The following is a 24071-nucleotide window of genomic DNA, read 5'->3' as shown; positions in this document are numbered from 1 at the left end:
AAAATCAGCTTTGGCTGATTTTTTTATTGTCTTCGACCAATAATATAACGAAAGAGTGCCGCATAAAGTAGCCAAAGAATAATACAAGCTCCAATAATCCAAACCCAAGCATCTTTTTGGTTAGTAAGTGGAAGTGGTACATTCATTCCAAAAAACCCGGTGATGACTGCTAATCCTGCCAAAAGTACAGAAACAATTGTCAAAGTTGTCATATTATCATTCAAATTATTATTGAGGACATTATTATAAGTTCCTGCTAATTGTTCAAGAATTTGAGCATTAAGTTGTGTCATACTGGCAAGCTGCTGTGCTTCGATAATTGCATCTTCAAGCTGCTCTTTTTCAGTTTCATTGAACTGTCTGTAAATACTTTTAGTTTTAAGTTGTTCAAGTAGTAAAGTATTTTGGTTGGCACTAGATACAATATACAGCATTCCCGTTTCAATATCAGAAAGGGCCAACAAATTTTTCTTTGTTGTTTTTTCACGCAACTTTTGATTAATTTCTTCTTTTGATTTATCAATTTGTTCTAAGTAAGGAAAGAAAGCCTCTGAAATCAAAAATAAACTGATGAAAAGAAGATGATAAACCGTTTCTGGTTCATTTTGAAAACAATATTTTTTAATTTGATTAATTAAATATTCATTTTCTGGATGATAAAGAGTAATTAATCGATTTTTTTGTGCTACAAAAGTAATGGGAACCGTCTTATAATGAACTTCTGAATTGAGTAAATCCAGACTATTGAAAATCAGTACAAAGTCTTGACTATCAGGGATGAACTCCGTGTGAGGACGTTCATTTTTATCTTCGGCATATTGAAGCGTTTCTAAGTCAATACCATAAGTAGCAAGTTCAGAAGTATTTCTAAGGTCTTCGACATTAAAAGAAAGCCAAGTGAGTTGAGGGTTTATTTTTATTTCTTGCATGATAAGATATCCTATGTTCTAATAGAGCCATTTTAGCAAAATTGTAATTTTTGAGCAAATAAATAGGCGAAAACTATTAATAACTAACTTGAGAAATTGCTATTTTAAAGAATACGTTTTTATTTCTTGACAATCTTTAAATTTAAATGCTATACTTTAGCTACAATTGAATAAATCTTCAGGGCAGGGTGTAATTCCCTACCGGCGGTATAGCCCGCGAGCTGCTTGCAGCATGATTCGGTGAAACTCCGAGGCCGACAGTATAGTCTGGATGAAAGAAGATAATAAAACCATAATACTCTAGTCAGTATTATGTCTATTTAGCCTAAAACTCTGGAGTGAATTTATATAATTCACTCCATTTTTGGTTTTTTGAGCTGCATTTTTGCTCGAAAAAAATAGAAAATTTATCAAAAGACCCTGAAATTTTATTTTAGGGTCTTATTTTTTATTAGAAAGGATGAATAGATGAAAAAAGACGAATACTACATGGATTTAGCAATTGTACTTGCAAAAAAAGGAGGTGGTAATGTCAACCCTAACCCTCAAGTAGGAGCCCTTATTGTCAAAGAAGGGAGAATTATTGGTCAAGGTTATCATGAAAAATATGGGGAAGCTCATGCGGAAATCAATGCTTTTAAGGATTGTAACGAATCTCCCGAAGGATCCACGCTTTATGTGACCTTAGAGCCTTGTGCGCATCAGGGAAAACAACCCCCTTGTTTTGAAGCGATTATAAAAAATAGAATTAAGCGTGTTGTTATCGGGCATTTAGACCCCAATCCCTTGGTTTCAGGAAAAGGAATTAAAGCAATGAAAGAAGCTGGAATTGAAGTTTCTATCAATGTCTTAGAAAAAGAATGTGAAGAATTAAATAAAATTTTCTTTTATTATGTTAGTCAAGGGCTTCCTTATGTCATGATGAAGTATGCAATGACTTTAGACGGAAAAATTGCGACATCAGCAGGTCAATCAAAATGGATTACAGGTGAAATTGCAAGACAGAAAGTACATCAAGACCGTTCACGTTTTATGGCAATTATGATTGGTGTTGAAACGCTTATTTTAGATGATCCACAACTCTCTGTCAGGTTGGAAAATGGAAAAAATCCGATAAGAATCATTTGTGATACTCATTTAAGAAGTCCTTTAGCTTCCAAGATTGTTTCCACAGCTACTGAAATTTCAACGATTATTGCTACAGCTGAGTCTGACCCCGAAAAACAAGCTCCCTTTCTTAAAGTGGGTTGTGAAATTATCTTAGTTTCTTGCCTAGAAGGAAGATTGAATTTGAAAGAATTGACCAAAAAGTTAGGAGAAAAGGGGATTGACAGTATCATCTTGGAAGGTGGAGGGACATTAAATGCTTCGGCATTAAAAGCAGGGATAGTCCAAAAAGTTCAAACTTACATGGCCCCTAAAATATTTGGTGGAAAAGAAGCACCAAGTCCAGTTGAAGGACATGGAATCGAGCAACCCAATCAAGCCTATCTCCTAGATAGGCCTCAAATAACCTATCTAGGAGAAGATATTTTATTAGAAAGTGAGCTTCTTTAATGTTTACAGGAATAATTGAAGAAATAGGGGAAGTGAGTCGCCTGCAAAAAAGAGAAAAATCCTTCAAAATTAGTATCCGTGCTTCCTTGATTTTAGAGGATATGAAACTTGGAGATTCTATTTCAACAAATGGTTTATGCCTGACCGTTTCTGAATTTAATCAAAAAGAATTTACGGCTGATATTATGCCTGAAAGTCTAAATCGTTCAAATCTTGGCACCTTAAATGTGGGTGCCAAAGTTAACTTAGAACGAGCGATGTCATTAAATGGCCGATTTGGTGGGCATATTGTGTCAGGGCATATTGATGGAGTTGGCCAGATTTTAGAAGTAAAAAAAGAAGAAAATGCCATCTGGTTTGAAATCAAAACGAGCTTAAATTTAATGAGATATATCGTCGAAAAAGGCTCAATTACGATTGATGGGATTAGTCTTACAGTTGCTCAGGTTAAGTCGAAATCTTTTAGTGTTTCCATTATTCCACATACGCTCAAAGAGACGATAATTGCAGATAAAAAAGTGGGTGATACTGTTAATTTAGAAAATGATATTTTGGGGAAATATATAGAAAAATTATGGGGCGATAGTAGTTCTTTGATGAAAGAATCTTCAGTAACTAAAGAAAAACTATTTAACAACGGATTTTTATAGGAGATAAAATGTTCCAATATAATAAAGTAGAAGAAGCACTTGCTGCACTTAAAGCAGGGGAAATGATTATTGTTAGTGACGATGAAAATAGAGAAAATGAGGGCGACCTTATCTGTGCGGCCGAATTTATCAGTCCAGAAATAATTAATTTTATGGCAAGTGAGGCCAAAGGATTGATTTGCGCACCACTCAGTGAAACTTATGCTAAGAATTTACAATTAGAAGCAATGGTAGAGAAAAATACAGATAATCATGGAACAGCTTTTACAGTTTCGGTTGATCATATTGAAACTAGCACAGGAATTTCGGCTTTTGAACGGGCCTTAACCATAAAAAAACTTGTTGATGCCGAGAGTTTACCAAGTGATTTTCGTAGACCAGGTCATGTATTTCCACTTATTGCTAAGAAAAATGGTCTTTTAGAGCGAAATGGTCATACTGAGGCTACGGTTGACTTGTTGCGTCTGGCTGATTTAAAAGAAGTAGGTGTCTGTGTTGAAATAATGGACGAAGATGGAACAATGATGCGTAAGGAAAAACTGAAGGAAAAAGCACAAGAGTGGGGCTTGAAATATATCACAATTAAAGCTATTCAAGAGTATCTTAAGCAAAATGAACTGCAAGTAGAACAGGTGACTAGAGCTAAGCTACCAACGAAATATGGTATGTTTGATATTTTCGGATTTGTCAATAAAATAAATGGTGAGCACCATGTTGCTTTAGTTAAAGGAGATATTGGTGACGGTCAAGCTATTCTTTGCCGCGTTCACTCAGAATGCTTAACTGGTGATGCTTTTGGTTCCTTGAAATGTGACTGCGGTGAACAATTAGAAGAGGCATTAAAAAAAATAAATGATGAGGGGCGTGGCGTGCTTTTATATCTTCGACAAGAAGGACGTGGAATTGGTTTGATTAATAAACTTCGTGCCTACTCACTTCAAGATGAAGGACTTGATACGGTTGAAGCTAATTTAGCTTTGGGGTTTGAAGAAGATGAGCGAGAATATTCTATTGGAGCACAAATTTTAAAAATAATTGGGGTGAAATCATTGAAATTAATGACTAATAATCCGCAAAAGATTAATGATTTTCAAAAATATGGTCTAGTAGTTGAAGAAAGAGTAGCTCTCCAAATCAAAGATAACCCCTTTGACCGTGATTATTTAAAAGTAAAACAAAATAAAATGGGACATTTGTTTGACTAAAGTAAAATAGAAAGTATGGATAGAAATATGACAATTATAGAAGGAAATTTAAGAACAGAGAATGCAAAATATGGGATTGTAGTTGCTCGATTTAATGAATTTATCAATGCAAAACTTTTGTCAGGAGCATTAGATGCACTCAAAAGACATGGAGTCCAGGAAGAAGAAATTGATATAGCATGGGTTCCAGGTGCATTTGAAATTCCCATTATTGCCCAAAAAATGGCGACTTCCAATAAATATGAAGCAATTATATGTTTAGGAACTGTCATCAGAGGCTCAACTTCTCATTATGATTTTGTTTGTAATGAAGTTTCTAAGGGGATTGCTCATGTTTCCTTAAACTCTAATATTCCGGTCATGTTTGGTGTACTAACAACTGAAAATATAGAACAAGCCATTGAGCGTGCAGGCACAAAAGCTGGAAATAAAGGTTTTGAAGTAGCGGTTGGAGCAATTGAAATGGTTGATTTAATGAGAAAGATTGGCTAATTTATCTATAAGTGCATTTATTTAAATGCGCTTTTTATTTTGAAATAGGATAAAAACTGTTCTAGCGAGCTATCAGATTGCGAAATATGCTATAATTAAAGCATGAAAAAACTACTGTCACTTGTTATTATCGTTGTCGGAATTGTTGCTGACCAAATTTTTAAAAATTGGATTGTTGCTAATATTCAGCTTGGAGATACAGAAAAAATTTGGCCTAATGTTCTTAGTTTAACTTATATCAAAAATGATGGAGCAGCTTGGTCTTCATTTTCAGGTCAACAATGGTTTTTCCTTGTCTTAACACCGATCGTCTTAGTTGTAGCCCTTTGGTTTTTATGGAAAAAAATGGCACAAAACTGGTATTTTATTGGATTAACTTTAATTATTGCGGGTGCTTTGGGAAATTTTATTGACCGAATTCATCAAGGATTTGTTGTTGATATGTTCCAAACTGAATTTATTAATTTTCCAATTTTTAATATTGCGGATATCTTATTATCTGTTGGTTTTGTTCTTCTTTTCATTGCAATTTTGACAGACAAAGAAACAAAATAAATTGATTAAAAAATCACTGACAGAAAGTTTTATTTAACATTTATAAAAAGGAAAACAAACTTGCCTATCATAAAAATTAACGAAGAAAACAAAGGCTTACGTCTTGACAAGGCGCTTGCCAATCAAACAGAATACTCACGGAGCTTACTGACAGAACTTATCAAAAATGATAAAGTATTTGTTAACAGTGAAGCAAAAAAAGCAAAGTATAAAGTAAAAGTAGGGGACAGGATTGAATTTGAAATTCCAGAAGTGGAAGTTCTTGATATTGTTGCTGAAGATTTGCCACTAGAAATCATTTATGAAGATTCAGATGTTGCAGTAGTAAATAAACCTCAAGGAATGGTAGTTCATCCTGCAGCCGGTCATGCTTCAGGGACATTGGTTAATGCAATCATGTATCATATCAAAGATCTTTCAAGCATTAATGGTGTAATTCGTCCAGGAATTGTGCATCGTATTGATAAGGATACGAGTGGTCTTTTGATGATTGCCAAAAATGATAAAGCACACGAAAGTTTGGCAGCACAATTAAAAGATAAGACTAGCAAACGTCGTTATTTAGCGATTGTCCACGGTGAAATTGCTAATGATAAAGGGACAATTGAAGCGCCAATTGGTCGTAATCTTAAAGATCGCAAAAAACAAGCCGTAGTTTCTGGCGGAAAACCAGCCGTGACTCATTTTGAGGTTTTAGAACGATTTTATGGCTATACTTTGATTGCATTGCGCTTGGAAACTGGGCGTACACATCAGATTCGTGTACATATGAATTACATTGGTCATCCTGTGGCTGGTGATCCACTCTATGGGCCAAATAAAACATTGACACCTAATAAAGGGCAATTTTTGCATGCTGAAACATTAGGTTTTGACCATCCAACAACTGGTGAGTTTATGGAATTCCAAGTTGATGCTCCTGAGATATTCAATGAACAATTAGAAAAGCTTAGAGAACAAGTTTAAACTTGTTTTTTTTTGTATTTAAAAAAGAACTATATTTACTGACAGACTTTCTGTATTTGTCAGCAAATCAGACATCAATAAAAGATAGATGATGTATAATAGAGTTACTGATAGTTAGTAGGTTTTTATTAGTAAAAGGAGACTATTATGAACTTTTTTAATCAGATTTTTCATAATCAAATTTTAATGACAGCCATTGTGAGTTGGGCTCTGGCTCAGTTAATTAAAATAATTATCGAACTTATTCGGACACATCGTATTAATTGGCAATTAATTTTTGCAACAGGTGGAATGCCCAGCTCTCATAGTTCATTGGTTGTTGCTTTGGCAACGGCTACTGGATTGAGACAAGGATTTGATTCATCGCTTTTTGCTATTGCTACTGTTTTAGCCTTCGTTGTTTTATATGATGCCCAAGGTATTAGAAGACAGGCAGGAAATCAAGCCAGAATTATTAATCGAATGTTACAAAATGTCGAAAATGCCGGAATCAAAGTAGATAAAAATTTAAAAGAATTATTGGGGCATACACCAATTCAAGTGATGGGTGGAACAATTTTAGGAATAATTGTTGCTTTAGTAATGAATTAAGAAAAAATTCTGTTGCAATCAGAGTCGTAAGCGTTAACTATAGTGTAGTTTATAAATGCGAAGTAAAAAATGAGAAATTATCATCTAAAAATTAAGGTTATTGTAAGAAACAAAAGCCAAGCTATGGTAAAATGGTAATATGAATAATATAGTATTTATTAAGTATAAAAAAGGATTCTGTCTTGCCTTAATGATAGGACTCTTTCTTTTAATTAACGGGATTGCTATTTCTTTGACGCAAGTGTGGAACGCAGATCACATCATTGCGCTTTTGTTAGGAAATATTCTTTTAATAGCAGCCTATTTTTATTTTGTTGGAATTTATAAATTATCGAAAAAACTTTTTGACTTGAAGGATAAAAATAAAACTACTGACAAGTCTGTCAGTAAAATTGAGTTACTGACAGACTTGTCAGTAACAAAATATTATCGAATAAGCTTTTGGGTAGTAGCTTTGTTAACTTTTATCTTGCCGTTTCTTTTTATGATTCATGTGCCTGATAGTAAGCATGCTTGGGACTATTTCGTTATATTTAATTCTACAACAGAACTCCATGGTCAATCTTTTGGACTATTACCTGAAACTGCTTCGCGTTTAGGATATTTTCTTCGTTATCCAAATAATCAATTTTTAGGGATTTTATTTAATCAAGTTTTCTCTCCATTTGCAGGAAGTGTTGAACTAAAAATGTGGGTTGTGACAGCAGTGTCTGCACTGTTGACAAGTCTCGGAGTTTTAGCTGGAACCTTAAGTGTTAAGGCTTTGAGCGGGAAAAGACATGCGCTCTTATACAATGTTTGTGCTCTCGGGTTCTTACCTTTTTACGTTTATGGTGCACAACTCTATAGTGATACGATTACACTTCCTTTTGTATCCTTTAGTTTGTTGTTCTTTATATATGCCATTAGATCACAAAAAATAACTCAACAAGTTCTATGGTATTTTTTGGCAACAGTATTGGCAGTTATAGGTTATGAATTTAAGCCAACGGTGTTAATTGTGCTTATTGCTGTTTTGATTTTCCTTGGACTTAATAAAAAATGGAAACAACTTTTGCTTTTACTTCCAATGTTTGCTATTTTATTTGTTGGGGGACATTTCATGGTTAAAGCAACTATTGCGACCGAGCCAGCTTTTTCTCAAGAGGCTAATGAACGTCGTAATCTTCCGATGATGCACTGGATTGCTATGTCTTGGTCGCCAACTAATAAAACGGGTGGATTCAATAAGAAAGTGAGGCTCTATTCTGAATCTTTCCCAACTTATGAAGCGAAAAAAGAGGCTGATAAACAACTCTTCATAGACAATCTTAAGAAGATGGGACCTGTCGGAGTTGTGCGACAAATTGGACGTAAGCTGGCCTATACTTGGTTATATGGTGATTTGAACAGTTCGTTTTATACTTATCATCATGAAAATAAATTTATTAATCGTTACTTTGATTATTTATCAGGAACCTCATTTTCTTTGGATGGCCCTGGTAATATAACAGGTTGGTTTATGCTAAAGGCTGTTCAAACCCTTTATTGGATTGGCTTAGTTGTTTTACTGTGGCGTCAAATCTGGCGAATTTTAATCAGCAAGAGAAATTGGTCAAATCCCTGGTTTATTCCAGCTTTGGCCTTTGTTGGATTGAGTTTTTTCCTTATTCTATGGGAAACAAATTCACGTTACCTTTATCAATTTGCCCCTGTTATGATTGCTTTAGCAAGTTTAGGTTTAATAGATAAGCAGTTTAAAAAGAAAAAAATTAAGGAGTGAATATGACTAAGATTCTTTATATGGTCGTGCCATGTTACAATGAAGAACTGGTACTTGATGAAACTTCCGAACGTCTCAAGGCTAAATATGAACAATTGATTTCAAATAATATTATTAGTCCAAAAAGTAGAGTTGTCTATGTTAATGATGGCTCAAAAGATAAGACTTGGGAAAAAATTCAAGAAAAACATAATGAAAATCCGATGTTTAGTGGGATTAATCTCTCGAGAAATCGAGGACATCAAAATGCTTTGCTCGCTGGTTTAATGACCGTGAGAAATTTAGCAGATTGCGTTATTTCAATGGATGCAGATTTGCAAGATGATATTAATGCAATTGATGAAATGCTTGAAAAATTTGAAAATGAGAACTGTGATATCGTTTATGGTGTACGGGATAATCGGGACACTGATACAGTTTTCAAAAGAAGAACTGCTGGAGCTTTTTATAAATTAATGCAAGGTTTGGGGAGCCAAAGTGTTCCTAATCATGCTGATTTTCGTTTAATGAGTCGCCGTGCCCTTGACGGTTTAGCTCAATTTCCTGAACAAAATCTCTTCTTAAGAGGAATGGTTCCTTTGGTTGGCTATAAATCTGATATCGTTTATTATAAACGTGGAGAACGTTTTGCCGGTGAAAGTAAGTATCCTTTGAAAAAAATGATTAGTTTTGCGCTGGATGGAATTACTTCAACATCAGCTGCACCGATGCGTTTGATTTTTTGGATTGGTTTAATTTGGTTTTTGCTAGCTATTGTAGGAGCAATTTATATTATTGCTCGCCATTTTATTAATGGTTCTGACGTTGCAGGTTGGGCTTCGACAATGCTGGCTATTGTTGGATTTGGTGGGGCTAATCTATTAGCTCTAGGTGTAATTGGTGAATATATCGGAAAAATCTTCTTGGAAGTTAAACAACGTCCTCGTTATTTGATTGAAGACTTCATTAACGAAGATTAAAAATGATAAATTATCATTAATTATTCAGAAAAACCGTATGGTTTTTTTGTTTTAAGCTTGTTATAATGAGCAAGTAAATAAAAATTTTTGATTACATTTGCAATTAAAGAAAGGCGAGGTGCCAAATGAGCTACCATGTTTTGATTGTTGAAGACGAACCGAGTCTATCTGATTATGTCAAAAAAGAGTTGATTTTTGAAGATTATCAAGTTTCAACCGCTTTTGATGGCCTTTCTGCTTTGGAAATATTTGAAACTGCTAAGCCTGCTATTGATGTTGTTTTGCTTGATTGGATGATTCCAAAATTAGATGGCTTGACAGTGTTACGTCGAATGAAAAAAATTCAGCCTGATACACCAATTATCTTCTTGACAGCGCGTGATTATATTGGGGATAAAGTCGCCGGTCTTGATGCGGGAGCAGATGATTATATTACTAAACCTTTTGAAATTGAGGAGCTATTGGCTCGGCTGAGGTTGATTTTTAGGAAATGGTCAAATTCTTCTTCCAAGGTTTATGAACTTGATTACTTAAAAGTTGATTTAAGTGCTCATACAACAGAAGTGGCTGGTAAAACAGTCAATTTGACCCAAAGAGAATTTTCTTTGTTAAGCTATTTTTTAGAACATCGTGGTATAGTGGTAAGTCGAGCAGATATTTTGGATGATGTATGGGGCATGGATTTTGACGGTCAGGAAAATACCGTGGATGCTTATGTTCGCTACCTTCGTGCTAAAATTGATTTGCCAAATCATAAATCTCTCATTGAAACCGTTCGTGGTATAGGTTATCGTTTAAATAACGAAAACTGAGAGAGGAAAAGAGGTAGCCATGAATAAAGTGAAAAATAAAGAAGAATTATTAGATGTTAGTTTTAACACAATGCTTCTGGGTAAAAGTATTTTTGCTTTTGTTGAATTTATATCAGGTTTACTTTTAATCTTTGTTCCACTTGATTTAATTAAAGCAACTATTCACCATCTTGCACTGGCTATTTCTCTAAGCTCGTTCTCTACGATGATTACAAATGCAGGAGAAAGGCTGACCAATGATGCTACTTTATTTGCTATTGTATATTTACTTTTACATGGTGCACTAAAGTTGGTGACGTTGGCTCTGCTCTGGAAAAAGATTCTATGGTCATACCCCTTATCAATATTACTTTTAGTTGGTTTTATTCTTTATCAAATCTTTGAATTTTTTAATCATGGGTCAATTTCAATGCTCGTTTTATGTGCGGTTGACGTATTGATGATTATTTTAACCTTATTAGAATACCGTAAGTTAAAAGCACATATTTCAAAAGAGGGCTCATACTCTTCCTTAAAAAATAGTAAAGTAAATTAGCGAATGAAAGAAATAGAATCAAAAACAAGTGCCAAAATTATTACCGATACTTTTGTCCGTATTTTCTTAATTTTTAGTCTGTTGATTACAATCATTGTTTCCGGAATTGTTGCATTTACAAGTTTACAAATCCGTAAGAGTGAGGGAGCGGCACTTTTAAATTCCGTTCAAACGGCAGCAACTAATGGGCAAGTGAATTGGGATGAATTTAAACTTGATAGTGAAAAAGACGAAAAAGCTACATTTGTTCGACTGACAAGTCCTTCAGGTCAAAGAGAAGAGAGTCAAGGAACAACAAATTTTTTAAAATCACGAAAATCTTGGGGAAATTTTAGTCTATTAAGAGATGATATCTTTTTATATAGTTCAAAAACTTCTAAAAATGGAACCAAAGCCGAATTATGGTTGAATATAAATGTTGTAGTTAAATCGATGATTAGAGCTATATTAGTTATTATTGCTGTCATGATTTTCCTCTTTTTCCTTGCTTTGATTTTAATTCAAAAAGCAGCCAGAACGATTAGTCAGCCTTTGACAGATATTGTGGTGGCAACTGATGGAAAGGATGTTAAACAAGTTCCTGTCAGTAAAAATCCTCTTGAAGTTCATCAGTTAAGTCAAAGTTTCAATCGTTTGCTCAATCGACTGAATCAAAAAATTGAAAATGAGCAACAATTTGTCTCGGATGCTTCACATGAGCTAAGAACGCCAGTTGCTGCAATTCGCGGACATGTGAATTTACTCAAAAGACGTTGGCATGAACATCCGGAAATTGTTGATGAGTCACTTTCTTATATTGATGAAGAATCAATGAGAATGAAAGTTTTAATCGAAAATTTACTGACCATTTCTAGAGGAAATAATTTAGAAATAAAAAAAGAAAGAATTAACTTAAGTAAATTTACTGACAAAGTGGTCAGTGAAATTCAACTCGCGCTAAGACAAAAAATAAACTTTGATATCCAAACAGATTTATTTGTCAGCATGGATAAAATGGCGCTATACAAAATTATTATTATCTTTCTTGAAAATGCTGGAAAATATTCACCTTCCAACTCAGAAATTACAATAAATATTACTTTGGAAAATCATCAAGTTGATTTTCAGGTTGCTGACGAAGGTATTGGCGTTCCAGAAGAAGAAAAAGATAATATTTTTGAACGATTTTATCGAATTGATAAATCTCGTTCAAGTGAAATTCCTGGAACAGGACTTGGTTTGGCAATTGCGAAGGAATATGCACAATTGAATGATGCCAAAGTCTTTGTTTCAAATAATTCTCCGAAAGGGTCAACTTTTCATCTCCTAATGGAGTCTATAGAAAACTAATTAATTATGAATAAAAAAATCTATTATATTTCGGGTGTTATTACCACCCTTGCCTTTTTAATTTTAGCGCTCTTTGTTAAAATTGATTTTACTCATGGTCCATTTCCTTTTGATCGACCAATTCAAACTTGGGCTTTTCATTTACAAAGCTCTTCAGGACTCACTTACTTTTTCTCTCATATGACAAATATTTTTGGAGATAAAGGTGGAATAATTGTCGCAGCTCTACTTGCTTTGGTTTTATATCTTCTCTTTAAACAGAAAGAAGCGACAATCTGGTTTGCGACAACAGTTGTTTTAAGCCTTGCTTTAAATACTGTTATTAAAGTAATTATTGGTCGAGAACGTCCTGATATTCATCGGTTAGCGGCTTTTGCCAATGAAGCTGGGAAAAGTTTTCCAAGCGGACATTCCATTTTTGCAACAATTATTTTTGGAAGTATTTTCTTTATCTGTCTAGGAAAACTTAAAAATCGTTCTTCTAAAATTTTATTAGGCATTTTATGTATTATATTAATTGCATTAGTAATGTTTTCAAGAATTTTTGTAGGGGTACATTATCCAAGTGATACAATCGGCGGATTTCTCGAAGGAATTAGTATTCTATTACTTACTTACCCCACATATATTAAGTATCAAGAAAAATCTAAAAAAACCAATTGATATCAATTGGTTTTTATTAATGTTGAAAATAAATTATACCAATTATCGTCTTTTTGAGTTTTATTAGAAGTTTTATACTTGACAACGACAAATAAGTGTAATATAATGCTATTTATAAATAAATATTAGAAAAATAATTAACTATACCAATTTTAAAGGTGAGTTAAATGGAGCTTTATTATGTGTGGGATTGTTGGTGTTGTAGGTAGTAAAAATGCAACTGATATTTTGATGCAAGGACTAGAAAAACTTGAATATCGTGGTTATGATTCAGCAGGTATTTTTGTAAATGGTCAAGAAACAGCAGCAAAATTAGTTAAATCTGTCGGACGTATTGCAGACTTAAGAGGAAAGTTAGGGATTGATGTTTCAGGAACAGCCGGCATTGGTCACACACGTTGGGCTACTCATGGTAAACCAACGGAAGAAAATGCTCATCCACATACTTCGACATCAGGTCGCTTTATTTTAGTACATAATGGTGTGATTGAAAATTTTGTTGAACTTAAAAACGAATTTTTGATGAATGATACTTTTAAAGGACAAACCGATACTGAAATTGCGGTTCATTTAATTGCTAAATTTGCTGAAGAAGAAGGACTATCAACACTTGAAGCATTCAAAAAAGCTCTAAGCTTAATTAAAGGTTCTTATGCCTTTGCTCTTATGGATAGCGAAGATGCAGAAGTGATTTATGTTGCCAAAAATAAATCACCATTATTAATCGGCCTTGGCGAAGGCTACAACATGGTCTGCTCAGATGCTATGGCGATGATTCGTGAAACGTCTGAATTTATGGAAATTCACGATAAAGAGCTTGTTGTGTTAACAAAAGATAATGTTACAGTTATGGATTACGAAGGTAATGTACTTTCACGTGAGTCATACACAGCTGAACTTGATTTATCTGACATTGGAAAAGGAACTTATCCTTTCTACATGCTCAAAGAAATTGATGAGCAACCCGCAGTTATGCGTAAACTCATTGCGACTTATGCAAATGAAGATGGAACAATGAAAGTTGATCAAGACATTATCAAAGGAATTCAAGAGGCTGATCGTATTTATATTATTGCCGCCGGAACGTCTTATCATGCAGGTTTTGGGGCAAAAATGATGCTTGAGTCTTTGACAAATACACCGGTTGAACTTGGTCTTGCTTCAGAATGGGGCTATGATATGCCTTTGCTGAGCCAAAAACCATTCTTTATTTTCCTTTCACAGTCTGGTGAAACGGCTGACAGCCGTCAGGTTTTAGTAAAAGTAAATGAATTAGGACTTCCAAGCTTAACAGTTACAAATGTTCCCGGTTCTACTTTGTCACGCGAAGCAACTTATACAATGTTAATCGGTGCTGGACCAGAAATTGCAGTTGCTTCAACCAAAGCATATACAGGACAAATTGCAACTTTGGCTTTTCTTGCAAAGGCAGTTGGTGAGGCTGAAGGGGAAGTTAAAGCAAAAGAATTTGATTTAGGTAAAGAATTGTCTTTAGTTGCTCAATCAATTGAAGCCACTTTATCTGAAAAGGATGAAATTGCAGCAATTGTAGCTGACTTATTGCCAACTACTCGCAATGCCTTCTATATTGGTCGAAAACAAGATTATTATGTAGCAATGGAAGCTTCTCTCAAATTAAAAGAAATTTCTTATATTCAATGTGAAGGATTTGCTGCTGGAGAATTAAAACATGGAACGATTTCATTGATTGAAAAAGGAACTCCAGTACTTGCTTTAATTTCTAATAATGAAGAAGTAGCAGCTCATACTCGTGGAAATGTAATGGAAACAGTGGCTCGTGGAGCCTCAGCTATCACAATTGTTGAAGAAGGAGTGGCTCGTGAAGATGATACAATTGTTGTCAACCAAGTTCATCCTTATTTGTCAGCAATTTCAATGGTTATTCCAACACAGTTAATTGCTTATTATGCGTCAATGCAACGTGGACTTGATGTTGATAAACCACGTAATTTAGCTAAAGCAGTAACAGTTGAATAAAAGTTACTGACAGAAATTTCTGTCAGTAAAATGATAACTAAAAATAAAAAGTTCTGAGATTCATCAGAACTTTTTTGGTTAATTAATCTTTTGTCAGTTACAAAGACCAGATTTTTCCGTATATAATAGTATGTATGAACTAAGAGAAAATCCGTATCCGATGCAACCTAGGGAACGCTTAGAATTTTTAGGAGAAGAGTGCTTGTCTGATGTTGAGCTGTTAGCGATATTATTGCGAACAGGGACAAAAAAATACTCATCATTAAATTTGGCCTTGGAAATTCTTCAACATTTTGAAACTTTGGATAATTTGCGCAAAGCTTCGATTAATGAACTCAGAGAAATTTCAGGCATTGGACTGGCGAAATCCATTGAAATTCGAGCAATGATTGAATTTGGAAAAAGGATACAGACCACTAATAGAAAACGTTACGGTCAAGTTTTGAGTTCCAAAGAATATGGCTTGAGTCTTGCTTTTGAAATGCAAAATTTTGAGCAAGAGCATCTTGTGGCGACTTATTTAGATGGCCAAAATAAAATTATTGAAAAAAAGACAATTTTTATAGGGGCGGTTAATCATGCAACTGCAAGCCCTAGAGAAATTCTTTATCATGCAATAAAAAATCTCTCAGTAGGACTGTTAGTTGCACATAATCATCCCTCAGGAAATTTAAAACCAAGTCAAGCTGATAAAATATTTACTACCAAAATAAAAAAATCTTGCGAGGATGTGGGGATCAATTTTATTGACCATATTATTGTAGGGGCTGGTAATTATTTTAGTTTTCGGGAAGAAGAGATCAGAAAATGAAGGATTATATAACAAACAATCACTTCTCAACTATAAAGAAAAGAAAAAGAACAGTCAATAAAAACTGTTCTTTTATTTTGTACTAATTTAGTTTTCTTGAGCTCCCATGAAAAATAGTAGTGTTTGCAGCTCCTTAGTTAAGTCAATTGATTGAACAACCACATCTGAAGGGACTTTCAAACGAATTGGGGCAAAGTTTAGGAAACCTTTGATACCAGCTTTGACTAGAGTGTCAACAACTTCTTGGGCATTTTCTTTGCGAACAGAGAGAATTGCTGTTTTGATATCCGATTTTTTAACATTTTTTTCTAAATCAGAAATATTATAAATTGGAATTCCATCATCCGTTTGTGTTCCAACTAAGGGATTGCCAGAAATATCATAGGCTTGCGTGATTCTCATTTTGTTTCTATCTTGGAATTGATAATGAAGTAATGCACGACCGAGATTTCCGACACCAATCAGAGCGATATGCGTTTCTTGGTCTTGGCCAAGAAGTTCTCCAAAGAAATCACGGAGCACTTTCGTTTCATAGCCGTATCCACGTCGGCCTAATTCGCCAAATAAAGAGAAATCTCGGCGAATTGTGGCAGCATCTACTCCAATTTTTTCTGAAATAAGTTGTGAGTTTGTGCGTGTCACATTTTCTTCGACAAGACTTTTGAACAGTCGATAGTACTGTGGCAGTCGTTTAGCAGTTGCTTTAGGCAAGCTTTTGCTTGGTTTATGATCAGTCATTGTTATACCTCAAAAATTTAATTCGATTTTATTAAAACTAATTAATATTTAGTTTCTTTGTGATAATTTTATCAAAAATTTGTGAAATTATCAAACAAAAGGAATGGAATATTCACGCAAAATGAGAAATTGATTATAATTCTAAAAAAATATTTATTTTACCCTTTGAATTAAGGCGCTTTCATGTTAGAATAGAAATATGAAAAAATAGATAGGGAGAAAATATGATTAAAATTTATCTTAGTGGTTCATGTTCATCTTGTAGAAAAGCTAAAAAATGGTTACGTAAACATCACATTGAATTTGAAGAAATTAATTTATCAAAAGATGTTATGGAAAAAGATGATTTAATCAAAATTTTATCCTTGACTGAAAACGGATTTGAGGATATAATTGCGACCCGAGGGAAAACATATGCATCTTTAAATTATAATTTCGATGAATTAGGACTAGAAAAAGCATTTAAATTAATTCAGGAAAATCCACGTCTTCTAAAACGACCATTAATTTTTGACGAGGACTGTCTATTGATTGGTTTTAACGAGGATGGAATCAGAGCGTTTATTCCACCAGAAGTTAGGAGAATTGAATTGCGTGAAAGATTAATTTTAGTCTAATATTAATTTTATTTTAGCTTATCAGATTTGGTAAGCTTTTTAATTTCAAAAATTTGGAAGAACTACAAAAAGCTTGCCTTAAATGCTATAATAGAAGGACTGCTTTTCTATCATATGAAAAGGAAAAACGAAGTATTAAAAATATGCTTTGAGATTTAACGAAGAGGATAAATATCATGATTTTACTGCAAGGGAATGGAATTGCACGCACTTTTGGTGGCGATGTTTTATTTGAAAATATCAATTTTAGTTTACAAGACCATTCAAGAATTGCCCTAGTTGGCCGAAATGGAGCTGGTAAGTCAACCTTGCTTAAAATTATTGCTGGAGTTGAAGAAGCGAGTCGCGGAACTGTATCCAAGACCAAAGATTTGACAATGAATTATTTAGCGCAAGATACTGGGCTGAATTCCTCAAGGACAATATTTGCCGAAATGCTCTCTGTTTTTGATTCGCTTCGCCAAATGGAAAAACAATTGCGCCAGATGGAATTGCAAATGGGAGAACTTGCTGGGGATGAATTGACAGCTTTGATGAAACGTTACGATGCTTTATCAGAAGAATTTCGGATGAAAAATGGATTTACTTATGAATCGGAAATCAAGTCTGTCTTAAATGGTTTTCGCTTTGATGAAACAATGTGGGAAAGAGAAATTTCAAGTTTATCGGGGGGACAAAAAACACGTTTGGCTCTTGCTAAGATGTTGCTTGAAAGACCACAACTTTTGATTTTGGATGAACCAACTAACCACTTGGATATTGAAACTTTAGCTTGGCTTGAAAATTACCTTAAAAATTACGAAGGTAGTTTATTAATTGTCAGTCATGACCGCTACTTTTTGGATAAAGTGGTTAATGAAGTCTTAGAATTATCTAGAGGAGAATTGACTCGTTTTTCTGGAAATTATTCTCGCTATGTTGAACAAAGAGAGCAAAAACTCTTGTTAGAACTCAAAAATTTTGAAAAACAACAAAAAGAAATTGCTAAATTAGAGGACTATGTTGCCAGAAATTTAGTTCGGGCTTCGACGACTAAAATGGCGCAATCGCGTCGTAAAAAGTTGGAGAAAATGGAGCGTTTAGACGCACCAACAAGTGATGATAAATCGGCCAATGTTACTTTTACTCCTGAAAAAACGTCTGGAAATGTTGTTTTAACCGTTTCAGAAGCAACGGTAGGTTATGAAGATAACCGTCTCTCTGGTCCGATTAACATTGACGAGCGTAAAGGTGAGTCCCTTGCTATTGTTGGACCAAATGGAGTAGGTAAGACAACATTGATTAAGTCAATTGTTGGACAGATTCCATTTTTAGCAGGTCAAGCAAAATTGGGTGCCAATGTTACTTTGGGATATTATGACCAAGAACAAGGAAGATTGACAGCTTCCAATACTGTCTTAGACGAATTATGGAATGAGCATCGCTTACTTAATGAAGTTGAAATTCGCAATATGCTTGGAGCCTTTCTTTTTAGTGGAGATGATGTAAAGAAAACGGTTGGGATGCTTTCGGGTGGTGAAAAAGCCCGTCTTTTACTTGCTAAATTAGCAATGGATCACGATAACTTTTTAGTTTTAGATGAACCAACCAATCACTTGGATATTGATTCACGTGAGGTCTTGGAGAATGCTTTGATTGATTTTCCAGGAACAATCTTGTTTGTTTCTCATGACCGCTATTTCATCAATAGAGTAGCTACCAAAGTTTTAGAAATTGCTCCCGAAGGAAGTACAGAATTTTTGGGAGATTATGATTATTATGTCGAGAAAAAAGAAGAAGTACAAGCTGAGAGTAATTCTTCAGAAAATGGGGAGCCGATAGAAAGTTTAGCTCAACAAGATTTTACAGCTCAGAAAGAAGCTCAAAAGAATCGACGTAAAGTAGAGCGCGAAATCAAGGCTTGTGAAGAGAAACTAGCCGATTTGGAAGCAAAAATTGCAGCTCTATTATTGGAAATGCAAGAAAATACCGCTGATTTTGTTAAATTAGGAGAATTACAAGCTGAAATTGACCTCTTTAATGATGAAAAAGATGAGATAGAAATGACTCTTTTAGAAGCGATGGAAGAATTGGAAAATTTGTAAGTGTTGTGAAGAGAATTTAGTGTAAATAGCTAAAACGCGAAGCTTGAAAGCTTTGCGTTTTTTTATCAAAAAAATTCCGAGATTTCGGAAAAAGTCTTTTCGGACATTTTGATTTGATATAATCAGTTTAGAAAATGATTCATGAATAATGAGTGTCGCTCACTCAAATCAAGAAAGGAGAATTCTTATGTTAAATTTAAAATCAAAGGTATTGATTTCGAGCAGTTTGCTGCTGTTGATCGGTATTGGCTGGAGCACGGGAAGATTATTTGAAAAAACACCACAAGTTTCTAGTAAACCGACAATAAATTTGACAATTTCAAATTACTCAGAATTAAATCGGTCGGATAACCAAAACATTCAAGTTCTTGCGAATGTTGACAAAAAGCAAGCTACATCAGCTTTTGACTAAGCAGCTGGACGAAGGGACACAGACACCCAGGTTCAAAAATCAAGCAACGAAAAAGTGACGACAGTTTCGGAAAAGAATAATGGGGTAGTTGTTGCAGTTGAAACAACCAACACAAATACTAATGAAAGCAACACCTTAGTTAATGAAGGCAATAAATTGATTTTAACCAAGACCGTTTATAACACGGTAAGCAAAAAGTATGACACCAAAGTTGCGGAAGTCCCTTTAGGAGTTGGAAACTCAAACATCCAAACAGTGAAAGTAACCTATGGCTCATGGAAATACACGAATATTGCGATTGGGAAGAGTGCATTAGCTTTTACCCTGGATTGGGTAGGCCCTCAAGCCGTAGTCAGCAAGCTTGCGACTATTTTTAGAGTTAGTGCTAAAGTAGCCAACGGTTTTATTGCGGGACTCGCTTTGAATACGGCAGGTTTTGGGGATAGAATTGCAAACTACTTAGATAAAAATCATAATGGTTGGATTGGCCTGTATCAACGTTGAAAAAAGGATACTTCCTTCAAAAACGGGTTAGTCGCTCAAAATATCACATATACAGAATGGAAAACAGAATGATATGGAAAAAAACACCTTATTACATCTCTATTTGGGATTGCTGGGGCGATTTTCGTCCCCAGATTGGCTGCACTTCCAAAAGTTTTATCTGGAAGCCATACGATTGAAATTACCGCATCTAACCTGAGCTACACCTTTTTCGGCGTCTTAGTGCTTGGCCTGCTAACAGGAGCAATCAGAAAACAAGAACGCATTTTGACGACTTTCATTAGTCTTATTATCTTTGGGCTTCCGCTACTCATCCTCTGGCAACAAAAAGTGGTCTTCAATCTCAATGTACTCGTTTGGGGTCTGCTTGTTCTTGTGGGTATTGTGCTAGTCGTAGTTTGGGTGAGACAAATGATTCAAGACGATAAGAATCAATAAAGAACAGAAAAAATGCAAATCTATATTTTAATGAAACACCCTCAGAAAGCCTGCACTTTGTGATGTGCAGGCTTTTTTATCTGTCCTGAATTTTGAGACACAAGAATTTACGCAATAAGCTACACAACATCTTGCGTAAACAAAAAGAAGTTAGTTGGCACACTTAGGCAAGAATATTGAATCCAGAATACCCTTTTCTAATTAATAAGAAAGGGATTTTTATAACTTGAATTTATAATTTAACTGCAACAAAAAAAGATAATTTATAAAATCCAGTATAATAAGTTTTGTTAGACTATTGAAAACTGCAGAAATGATGAATAATCCCTATACTCATCTTACAATATTTGACCGTGAAAAGATATATTTGTGGTATTCACAAAAAATTTCACTAGAAGAATTGCTCATCAATTGAACCGGAGAGAAAATTTCCATCAAGGATTTCTGATAAAATTTCGAGTGTGAATTTTCTTTTTAAGACATCTATTACTTTTCGACAGGGCAACTCCGTTTTGTGACAATTTTGTTTTTATCCAATTTGGAAGCAAAAATTGCAGCTCTATTATTGGAAATGCAAGAAAATACCGCTGATTTTGTTAAATTAGGAGAATTACAAGCTGAAATTGACCTCTTTAGTGATGAAAAAGATGAGATAGAAATGACTCTTTTAGAAGCGATGGAAGAATTAGAAAATTTGTAAGTATTGTGAAGAGAATTTAGTGTAAATATGCTAAAACGCGAAGCTTGAAAGCTTTGCGTTTTTTATTTTGTAATCTAAAAATCCTATATTTAAATAAAGCGAAACAATCATTGCTTTTTTGTTAAAAAGTAGTACAATTTAATCAAAATAAATTGAAATGCTGGAATGTGGAATGGTAAAAAGCAATAGAACAATCTCTTTGATGGGAGAAATTTTCTATGATTTACGAACACAACGAAACTTTAGATTAACTGACTTTGAAAAAGTAGGTTTGTCAAAATCATCACTGTCAGATTTTGAAAGTGGAAAGTCTATTCTTAGATTTGATAAATTAGATGCAGCTTTAGAATTAATGCATATTGAGGTTTCTGAGTTTGAATATTTTTTTAACAATTACCATTCTGATTATTTTGTTGAGATTTGTGATGAAATTGAAGATGCGAATTATATGCAAGATACTGTAAAATTAAAAGCGATTAATAGTGAAGCTGGAAAATATGATAATGAACAAGGAAATCGAATGATATTTCTAGCGACTCAAAATTTGCTTTATGGATTGACAGAGCGAGAAGAAGTTGAAGTTACTGATTTAATGTTTAATATCGAAGTTTGGTCATATTTTGAGTTAAGTATTCTTTCGTTTGTTGTAGAACACTTGAATACCCGTTTGACTCTCTCTTTGATGAAAGACTTTTGGAAAGAAAATTTGCATTATCTCAAAGTTAAAAAATATCGGGAAAAAATTGTCCAAATTGTTTGCCGAGCAGCTGTAAAGTATATTAGTGAGAATAAATATTCCATTGCTCAAAAACTCTTGGAAGATGTTAATATTGCTTTAATACCTTATAAAAAGGATTTATTTTGCCGTAATATGTCTCGCTTTACTCTTGGCTTATTGCTTCATCAATCAGGCAAAACTGTCGATGGGAAAGCTAAAATGGAGAGTTCTATCCGTCTTTTTGATGAATTGGGTTTGCCAGAGATGAAGGCTTATTATCAAAAAATATTTGATGAATCTGTAAAAAACTAGTGAGATATAAAAGGGATTTGAGTTCCCTTTTTATTTTTTATAAAAAATTTTTCCGAGATTTCGGAAAAGGCCTTTTGGGGCATTTTGATTTGATATAATCATTTTAGAAAATGATTCATGAATCTTGAGTGTCGCTCACTCAGAATGGTAAAAGGAGATTAAAAATCTTGAAAGAAGAAATGTCACCGTAGCAGTGATGCAAAATCTCTATTGATTTGCACCGCATCTCAAAAAGGAGAAAAAATATGTCACATTTAAAAAATAATCTAGTATTTTCAAGTCTAACAATTTTACTCGTAACGGGTGGAAGTCTTGGGCTTGCCCAATCTACACACAATAAGGTTTCATCACAAAAACTCGAAGCTAAAAATGTAAATCAAGTTTCAAACTATTCTGGTGATATTGACTTGTTGACAGTAAGCCAACCAACTACGCCAACGACGAATAATGGTCAAATTAATCAATACTTTATCAATCGTTTTGATAATGCTATATCTCTTTTAAATGGGAAATATGTTGTAAATCATAATGTGTTACCTCAAAATACAAGTGGTGAAGAAATAAATAAATTAAATGAATCAGTTAAAATTGCAAATCAACAACTTATCGTTGGAGCTCAAAAAATCGAAAAATCTGATATTGATGTTAAGGTTGTTCAAAAAGGAAATTCCATTATTTTAGCTGAAAACCCAACGACTTTGAAGAATTCTGCTACTTCTATGGCTACTAAACATGTAGGAGTAACAAAAGTTGAATTTCACTGGTATGGTGTGCGTTTGTTTTTAAGTAAAAATGATGTAAATAAAATTTTGAAGTATGGTCCTACATCTGTTTCAATTGCGACGATTTGGATGCCAACAACTTGGGTGGTTAAATTGGCAGCATCAGCCGCTGCAGCTTGTGGTTGGATGTCAAGTGTTAATGGAGGAATCTGGATTGACTGGGGACTTATTCCAACTAAGTGGGGATGGCAATGAAGGAGGTTTATGATGAAAAATAATAACAAGAAAAGATTTGTTGCTATAGCTCTCGTTCGTACAATTTTATTTTTAGGTGGTGCTATTCTAATTAACAATTCCGAGAAATGGAGCATTGGTTATATTTTAGGGTTTGTAATTGCACTGTTTGTTTTAGTTTCAACTTTCTTTGATAAGAGTTTGAGAAAATAACTAAGATTTCAGTGGAGGAGTCTGGGGGTTTGAATGGCAATGATTACTAAAAAGAGTATAAGAATCGTACAATATCTGAGTAGTATATTTGCCGTAATACTCGGTGTTTTAATTTTTATTTTTCCAAATGGCCATAGCATACTTAAATATATTTTTGCAAGTATTGCAGTAATTCTTAGCATTTTAAGTCTTATCATGCAAACTTTTCATAGAAATAAATGATAGGGGTTAGGGCTGAGGGGTGATAGAAATGGTTCGATTCCAATAAGCATTTGGAGGTTTAGCTATGAAAAGAATCTTACCAATTTTTAAAGGAGTGCTTGTGATAAGTGCAAGCATAAGTATATTTTTCTTTCATCAAAATATTTTAGTACAAATATTTTATATTGCTGTTCTGCTTCTTATTATCATACCAGAAGCAGTTAAAGCTTATAGGAAATCTAAATAAAAGAAAAGAGAAAAGAGCTTATGGACGTAGAATTTGCTTTCAATCATTGAGGGAATTTAATGAAAAAATTTATATTTTTAGCAGATGTTATCTTAAGATTTATTTTTATGGTTTTGG

At 34.0% G+C, this 24071-nt stretch carries 28 protein-coding genes and 1 riboswitch; of the genes, 26 read left to right on the top strand and 2 right to left on the bottom strand.

Annotated features, from left to right (window positions below):
* Positions 1-23 precede the first annotated feature (23 nt).
* A complete protein-coding gene (locus HFD15_RS06420; protein WP_167593443.1) occupies positions 24-929 on the bottom strand; it encodes a magnesium transporter CorA family protein in 906 nt (301 codons plus the stop codon).
* A gap of 170 nt (positions 930-1099) precedes the next feature.
* Positions 1100-1216, top strand: a riboswitch (FMN riboswitch).
* Between the two features lie 181 nt (positions 1217-1397).
* Between HFD15_RS06420 and ribD the strand changes: the two genes are divergently transcribed.
* The 15 genes from ribD (at position 1398) to radC (ending at position 15814) form a co-directional block, all read left to right on the top strand.
* Entirely contained in the window at positions 1398-2486 is a 1089-nt protein-coding gene (gene ribD / locus HFD15_RS06415; protein ID WP_058208395.1) for a bifunctional diaminohydroxyphosphoribosylaminopyrimidine deaminase/5-amino-6-(5-phosphoribosylamino)uracil reductase RibD, read from the top strand.
* Positions 2486-3136: a riboflavin synthase gene (locus tag HFD15_RS06410; protein WP_058208396.1), complete on the top strand. Its 651-nt coding sequence runs from the start codon at positions 2486-2488 to the stop codon at positions 3134-3136. The genes ribD and HFD15_RS06410 overlap by 1 nt, the downstream gene beginning before the upstream one ends.
* Before the next feature lie 8 nt (positions 3137-3144).
* The gene (locus tag HFD15_RS06405; protein WP_058203691.1) at positions 3145-4341 is read left to right on the top strand and encodes a bifunctional 3,4-dihydroxy-2-butanone-4-phosphate synthase/GTP cyclohydrolase II; all 1197 of its coding nucleotides are present in this window, start codon (positions 3145-3147) and stop codon (positions 4339-4341) included.
* Between the two features lie 27 nt (positions 4342-4368).
* Positions 4369-4833: a 6,7-dimethyl-8-ribityllumazine synthase gene (ribE, locus tag HFD15_RS06400; protein ID WP_003130993.1), complete on the top strand. Its 465-nt coding sequence runs from the start codon at positions 4369-4371 to the stop codon at positions 4831-4833.
* 102 nt (positions 4834-4935) lie between these two features.
* Complete coding sequence (gene lspA, locus HFD15_RS06395) at positions 4936-5388, top strand: signal peptidase II (protein WP_058208397.1); 453 nt, start codon at positions 4936-4938, stop codon at positions 5386-5388.
* A 60-nt stretch (positions 5389-5448) separates the two neighbouring features.
* Positions 5449-6354 carry an RluA family pseudouridine synthase gene (locus HFD15_RS06390; RefSeq protein ID WP_167593441.1) on the top strand — a complete coding sequence of 302 codons (906 nt, stop codon included), beginning with the start codon at positions 5449-5451 and terminating at the stop codon, positions 6352-6354.
* A 147-nt stretch (positions 6355-6501) separates the two neighbouring features.
* Complete coding sequence (locus HFD15_RS06385) at positions 6502-6945, top strand: divergent PAP2 family protein (RefSeq protein ID WP_003130996.1); 444 nt, start codon at positions 6502-6504, stop codon at positions 6943-6945.
* Between the two features lie 139 nt (positions 6946-7084).
* The gene (locus HFD15_RS06380) at positions 7085-8707 is read left to right on the top strand and encodes a glycosyltransferase family 39 protein (RefSeq protein ID WP_058208399.1); all 1623 of its coding nucleotides are present in this window, start codon (positions 7085-7087) and stop codon (positions 8705-8707) included.
* A gap of 2 nt (positions 8708-8709) precedes the next feature.
* Positions 8710-9666, top strand: a complete 957-nt coding sequence (locus HFD15_RS06375) for a glycosyltransferase family 2 protein (RefSeq protein WP_015426264.1) — start codon at positions 8710-8712, stop codon at positions 9664-9666.
* A gap of 125 nt (positions 9667-9791) precedes the next feature.
* Entirely contained in the window at positions 9792-10478 is a 687-nt protein-coding gene (locus HFD15_RS06370; protein ID WP_023164051.1) for a response regulator transcription factor, read from the top strand.
* 19 nt (positions 10479-10497) lie between these two features.
* Positions 10498-11013 carry a DUF2127 domain-containing protein gene (locus HFD15_RS06365; RefSeq protein ID WP_023189363.1) on the top strand — a complete coding sequence of 172 codons (516 nt, stop codon included), beginning with the start codon at positions 10498-10500 and terminating at the stop codon, positions 11011-11013.
* 3 nt (positions 11014-11016) lie between these two features.
* The gene (locus tag HFD15_RS06360; RefSeq protein WP_058208400.1) at positions 11017-12342 is read left to right on the top strand and encodes a cell wall metabolism sensor histidine kinase WalK; all 1326 of its coding nucleotides are present in this window, start codon (positions 11017-11019) and stop codon (positions 12340-12342) included.
* A gap of 6 nt (positions 12343-12348) precedes the next feature.
* Positions 12349-13005 (top strand): phosphatase PAP2 family protein, encoded by a 657-nt coding sequence (locus HFD15_RS06355; RefSeq protein WP_058208401.1) that lies wholly within the window; start codon positions 12349-12351, stop codon positions 13003-13005.
* A gap of 180 nt (positions 13006-13185) precedes the next feature.
* Positions 13186-15003: a glutamine--fructose-6-phosphate transaminase (isomerizing) gene (gene glmS / locus HFD15_RS06350; protein WP_167593439.1), complete on the top strand. Its 1818-nt coding sequence runs from the start codon at positions 13186-13188 to the stop codon at positions 15001-15003.
* A 130-nt stretch (positions 15004-15133) separates the two neighbouring features.
* Positions 15134-15814, top strand: a complete 681-nt coding sequence (gene radC / locus HFD15_RS06345) for a DNA repair protein RadC (protein ID WP_058208402.1) — start codon at positions 15134-15136, stop codon at positions 15812-15814.
* Positions 15815-15901: 87 nt separating this feature from the next.
* On the opposite strand, the gene HFD15_RS06340 is transcribed toward radC, so the two are convergent.
* Positions 15902-16552 carry a redox-sensing transcriptional repressor Rex gene (locus HFD15_RS06340; RefSeq protein ID WP_021464703.1) on the bottom strand — a complete coding sequence of 217 codons (651 nt, stop codon included), beginning with the start codon at positions 16550-16552 and terminating at the stop codon, positions 15902-15904.
* Positions 16553-16776: 224 nt separating this feature from the next.
* On the opposite strand from HFD15_RS06340, the gene HFD15_RS06335 reads away from it, so the two are divergent.
* The 11 genes from HFD15_RS06335 (at position 16777) to HFD15_RS06290 (ending at position 23954) form a co-directional block, all read left to right on the top strand.
* On the top strand, positions 16777-17169 hold the full coding sequence (locus tag HFD15_RS06335) for a Spx/MgsR family RNA polymerase-binding regulatory protein (protein ID WP_012897687.1): 393 nt from the start codon (positions 16777-16779) through the stop codon (positions 17167-17169).
* Between the two features lie 176 nt (positions 17170-17345).
* Positions 17346-19253, top strand: a complete 1908-nt coding sequence (locus tag HFD15_RS06330) for an ABC-F family ATP-binding cassette domain-containing protein (protein ID WP_038601273.1) — start codon at positions 17346-17348, stop codon at positions 19251-19253.
* A 187-nt stretch (positions 19254-19440) separates the two neighbouring features.
* Positions 19441-19665: a hypothetical protein gene (locus HFD15_RS14270; RefSeq protein WP_238785300.1), complete on the top strand. Its 225-nt coding sequence runs from the start codon at positions 19441-19443 to the stop codon at positions 19663-19665.
* Positions 19666-19719: 54 nt separating this feature from the next.
* Positions 19720-20169, top strand: a complete 450-nt coding sequence (locus HFD15_RS14265) for a hypothetical protein (protein ID WP_238785298.1) — start codon at positions 19720-19722, stop codon at positions 20167-20169.
* A 135-nt stretch (positions 20170-20304) separates the two neighbouring features.
* Positions 20305-20607 carry a hypothetical protein gene (locus HFD15_RS06320; protein ID WP_225210391.1) on the top strand — a complete coding sequence of 101 codons (303 nt, stop codon included), beginning with the start codon at positions 20305-20307 and terminating at the stop codon, positions 20605-20607.
* A 514-nt stretch (positions 20608-21121) separates the two neighbouring features.
* Entirely contained in the window at positions 21122-21307 is a 186-nt protein-coding gene (locus tag HFD15_RS06315) for a hypothetical protein (protein WP_058208404.1), read from the top strand.
* A 172-nt stretch (positions 21308-21479) separates the two neighbouring features.
* Complete coding sequence (locus HFD15_RS06310) at positions 21480-22337, top strand: XRE/MutR family transcriptional regulator (protein WP_039115325.1); 858 nt, start codon at positions 21480-21482, stop codon at positions 22335-22337.
* A 245-nt stretch (positions 22338-22582) separates the two neighbouring features.
* Positions 22583-23314 (top strand): hypothetical protein, encoded by a 732-nt coding sequence (locus HFD15_RS06305; RefSeq protein WP_058208405.1) that lies wholly within the window; start codon positions 22583-22585, stop codon positions 23312-23314.
* Between the two features lie 12 nt (positions 23315-23326).
* Positions 23327-23506: a hypothetical protein gene (locus tag HFD15_RS06300; RefSeq protein ID WP_012897690.1), complete on the top strand. Its 180-nt coding sequence runs from the start codon at positions 23327-23329 to the stop codon at positions 23504-23506.
* A gap of 33 nt (positions 23507-23539) precedes the next feature.
* Positions 23540-23728 carry a hypothetical protein gene (locus HFD15_RS06295; protein ID WP_025017230.1) on the top strand — a complete coding sequence of 63 codons (189 nt, stop codon included), beginning with the start codon at positions 23540-23542 and terminating at the stop codon, positions 23726-23728.
* A 64-nt stretch (positions 23729-23792) separates the two neighbouring features.
* Positions 23793-23954, top strand: coding sequence for a hypothetical protein (locus HFD15_RS06290; RefSeq protein WP_161934618.1), 162 nt, complete (start codon positions 23793-23795; stop codon positions 23952-23954).
* The last annotated feature ends 117 nt before the right edge of the window (positions 23955-24071 follow it).

The organism is Lactococcus sp. EKM203L (assembly GCF_011800585.1).
GTDB classification, from domain to species: Bacteria; Bacillota; Bacilli; order Lactobacillales; family Streptococcaceae; genus Lactococcus; species Lactococcus lactis.
The sequence above is the reverse complement of the archived record's forward strand: the minus strand, read 5'-3'. Positions and strand labels throughout refer to the sequence as shown.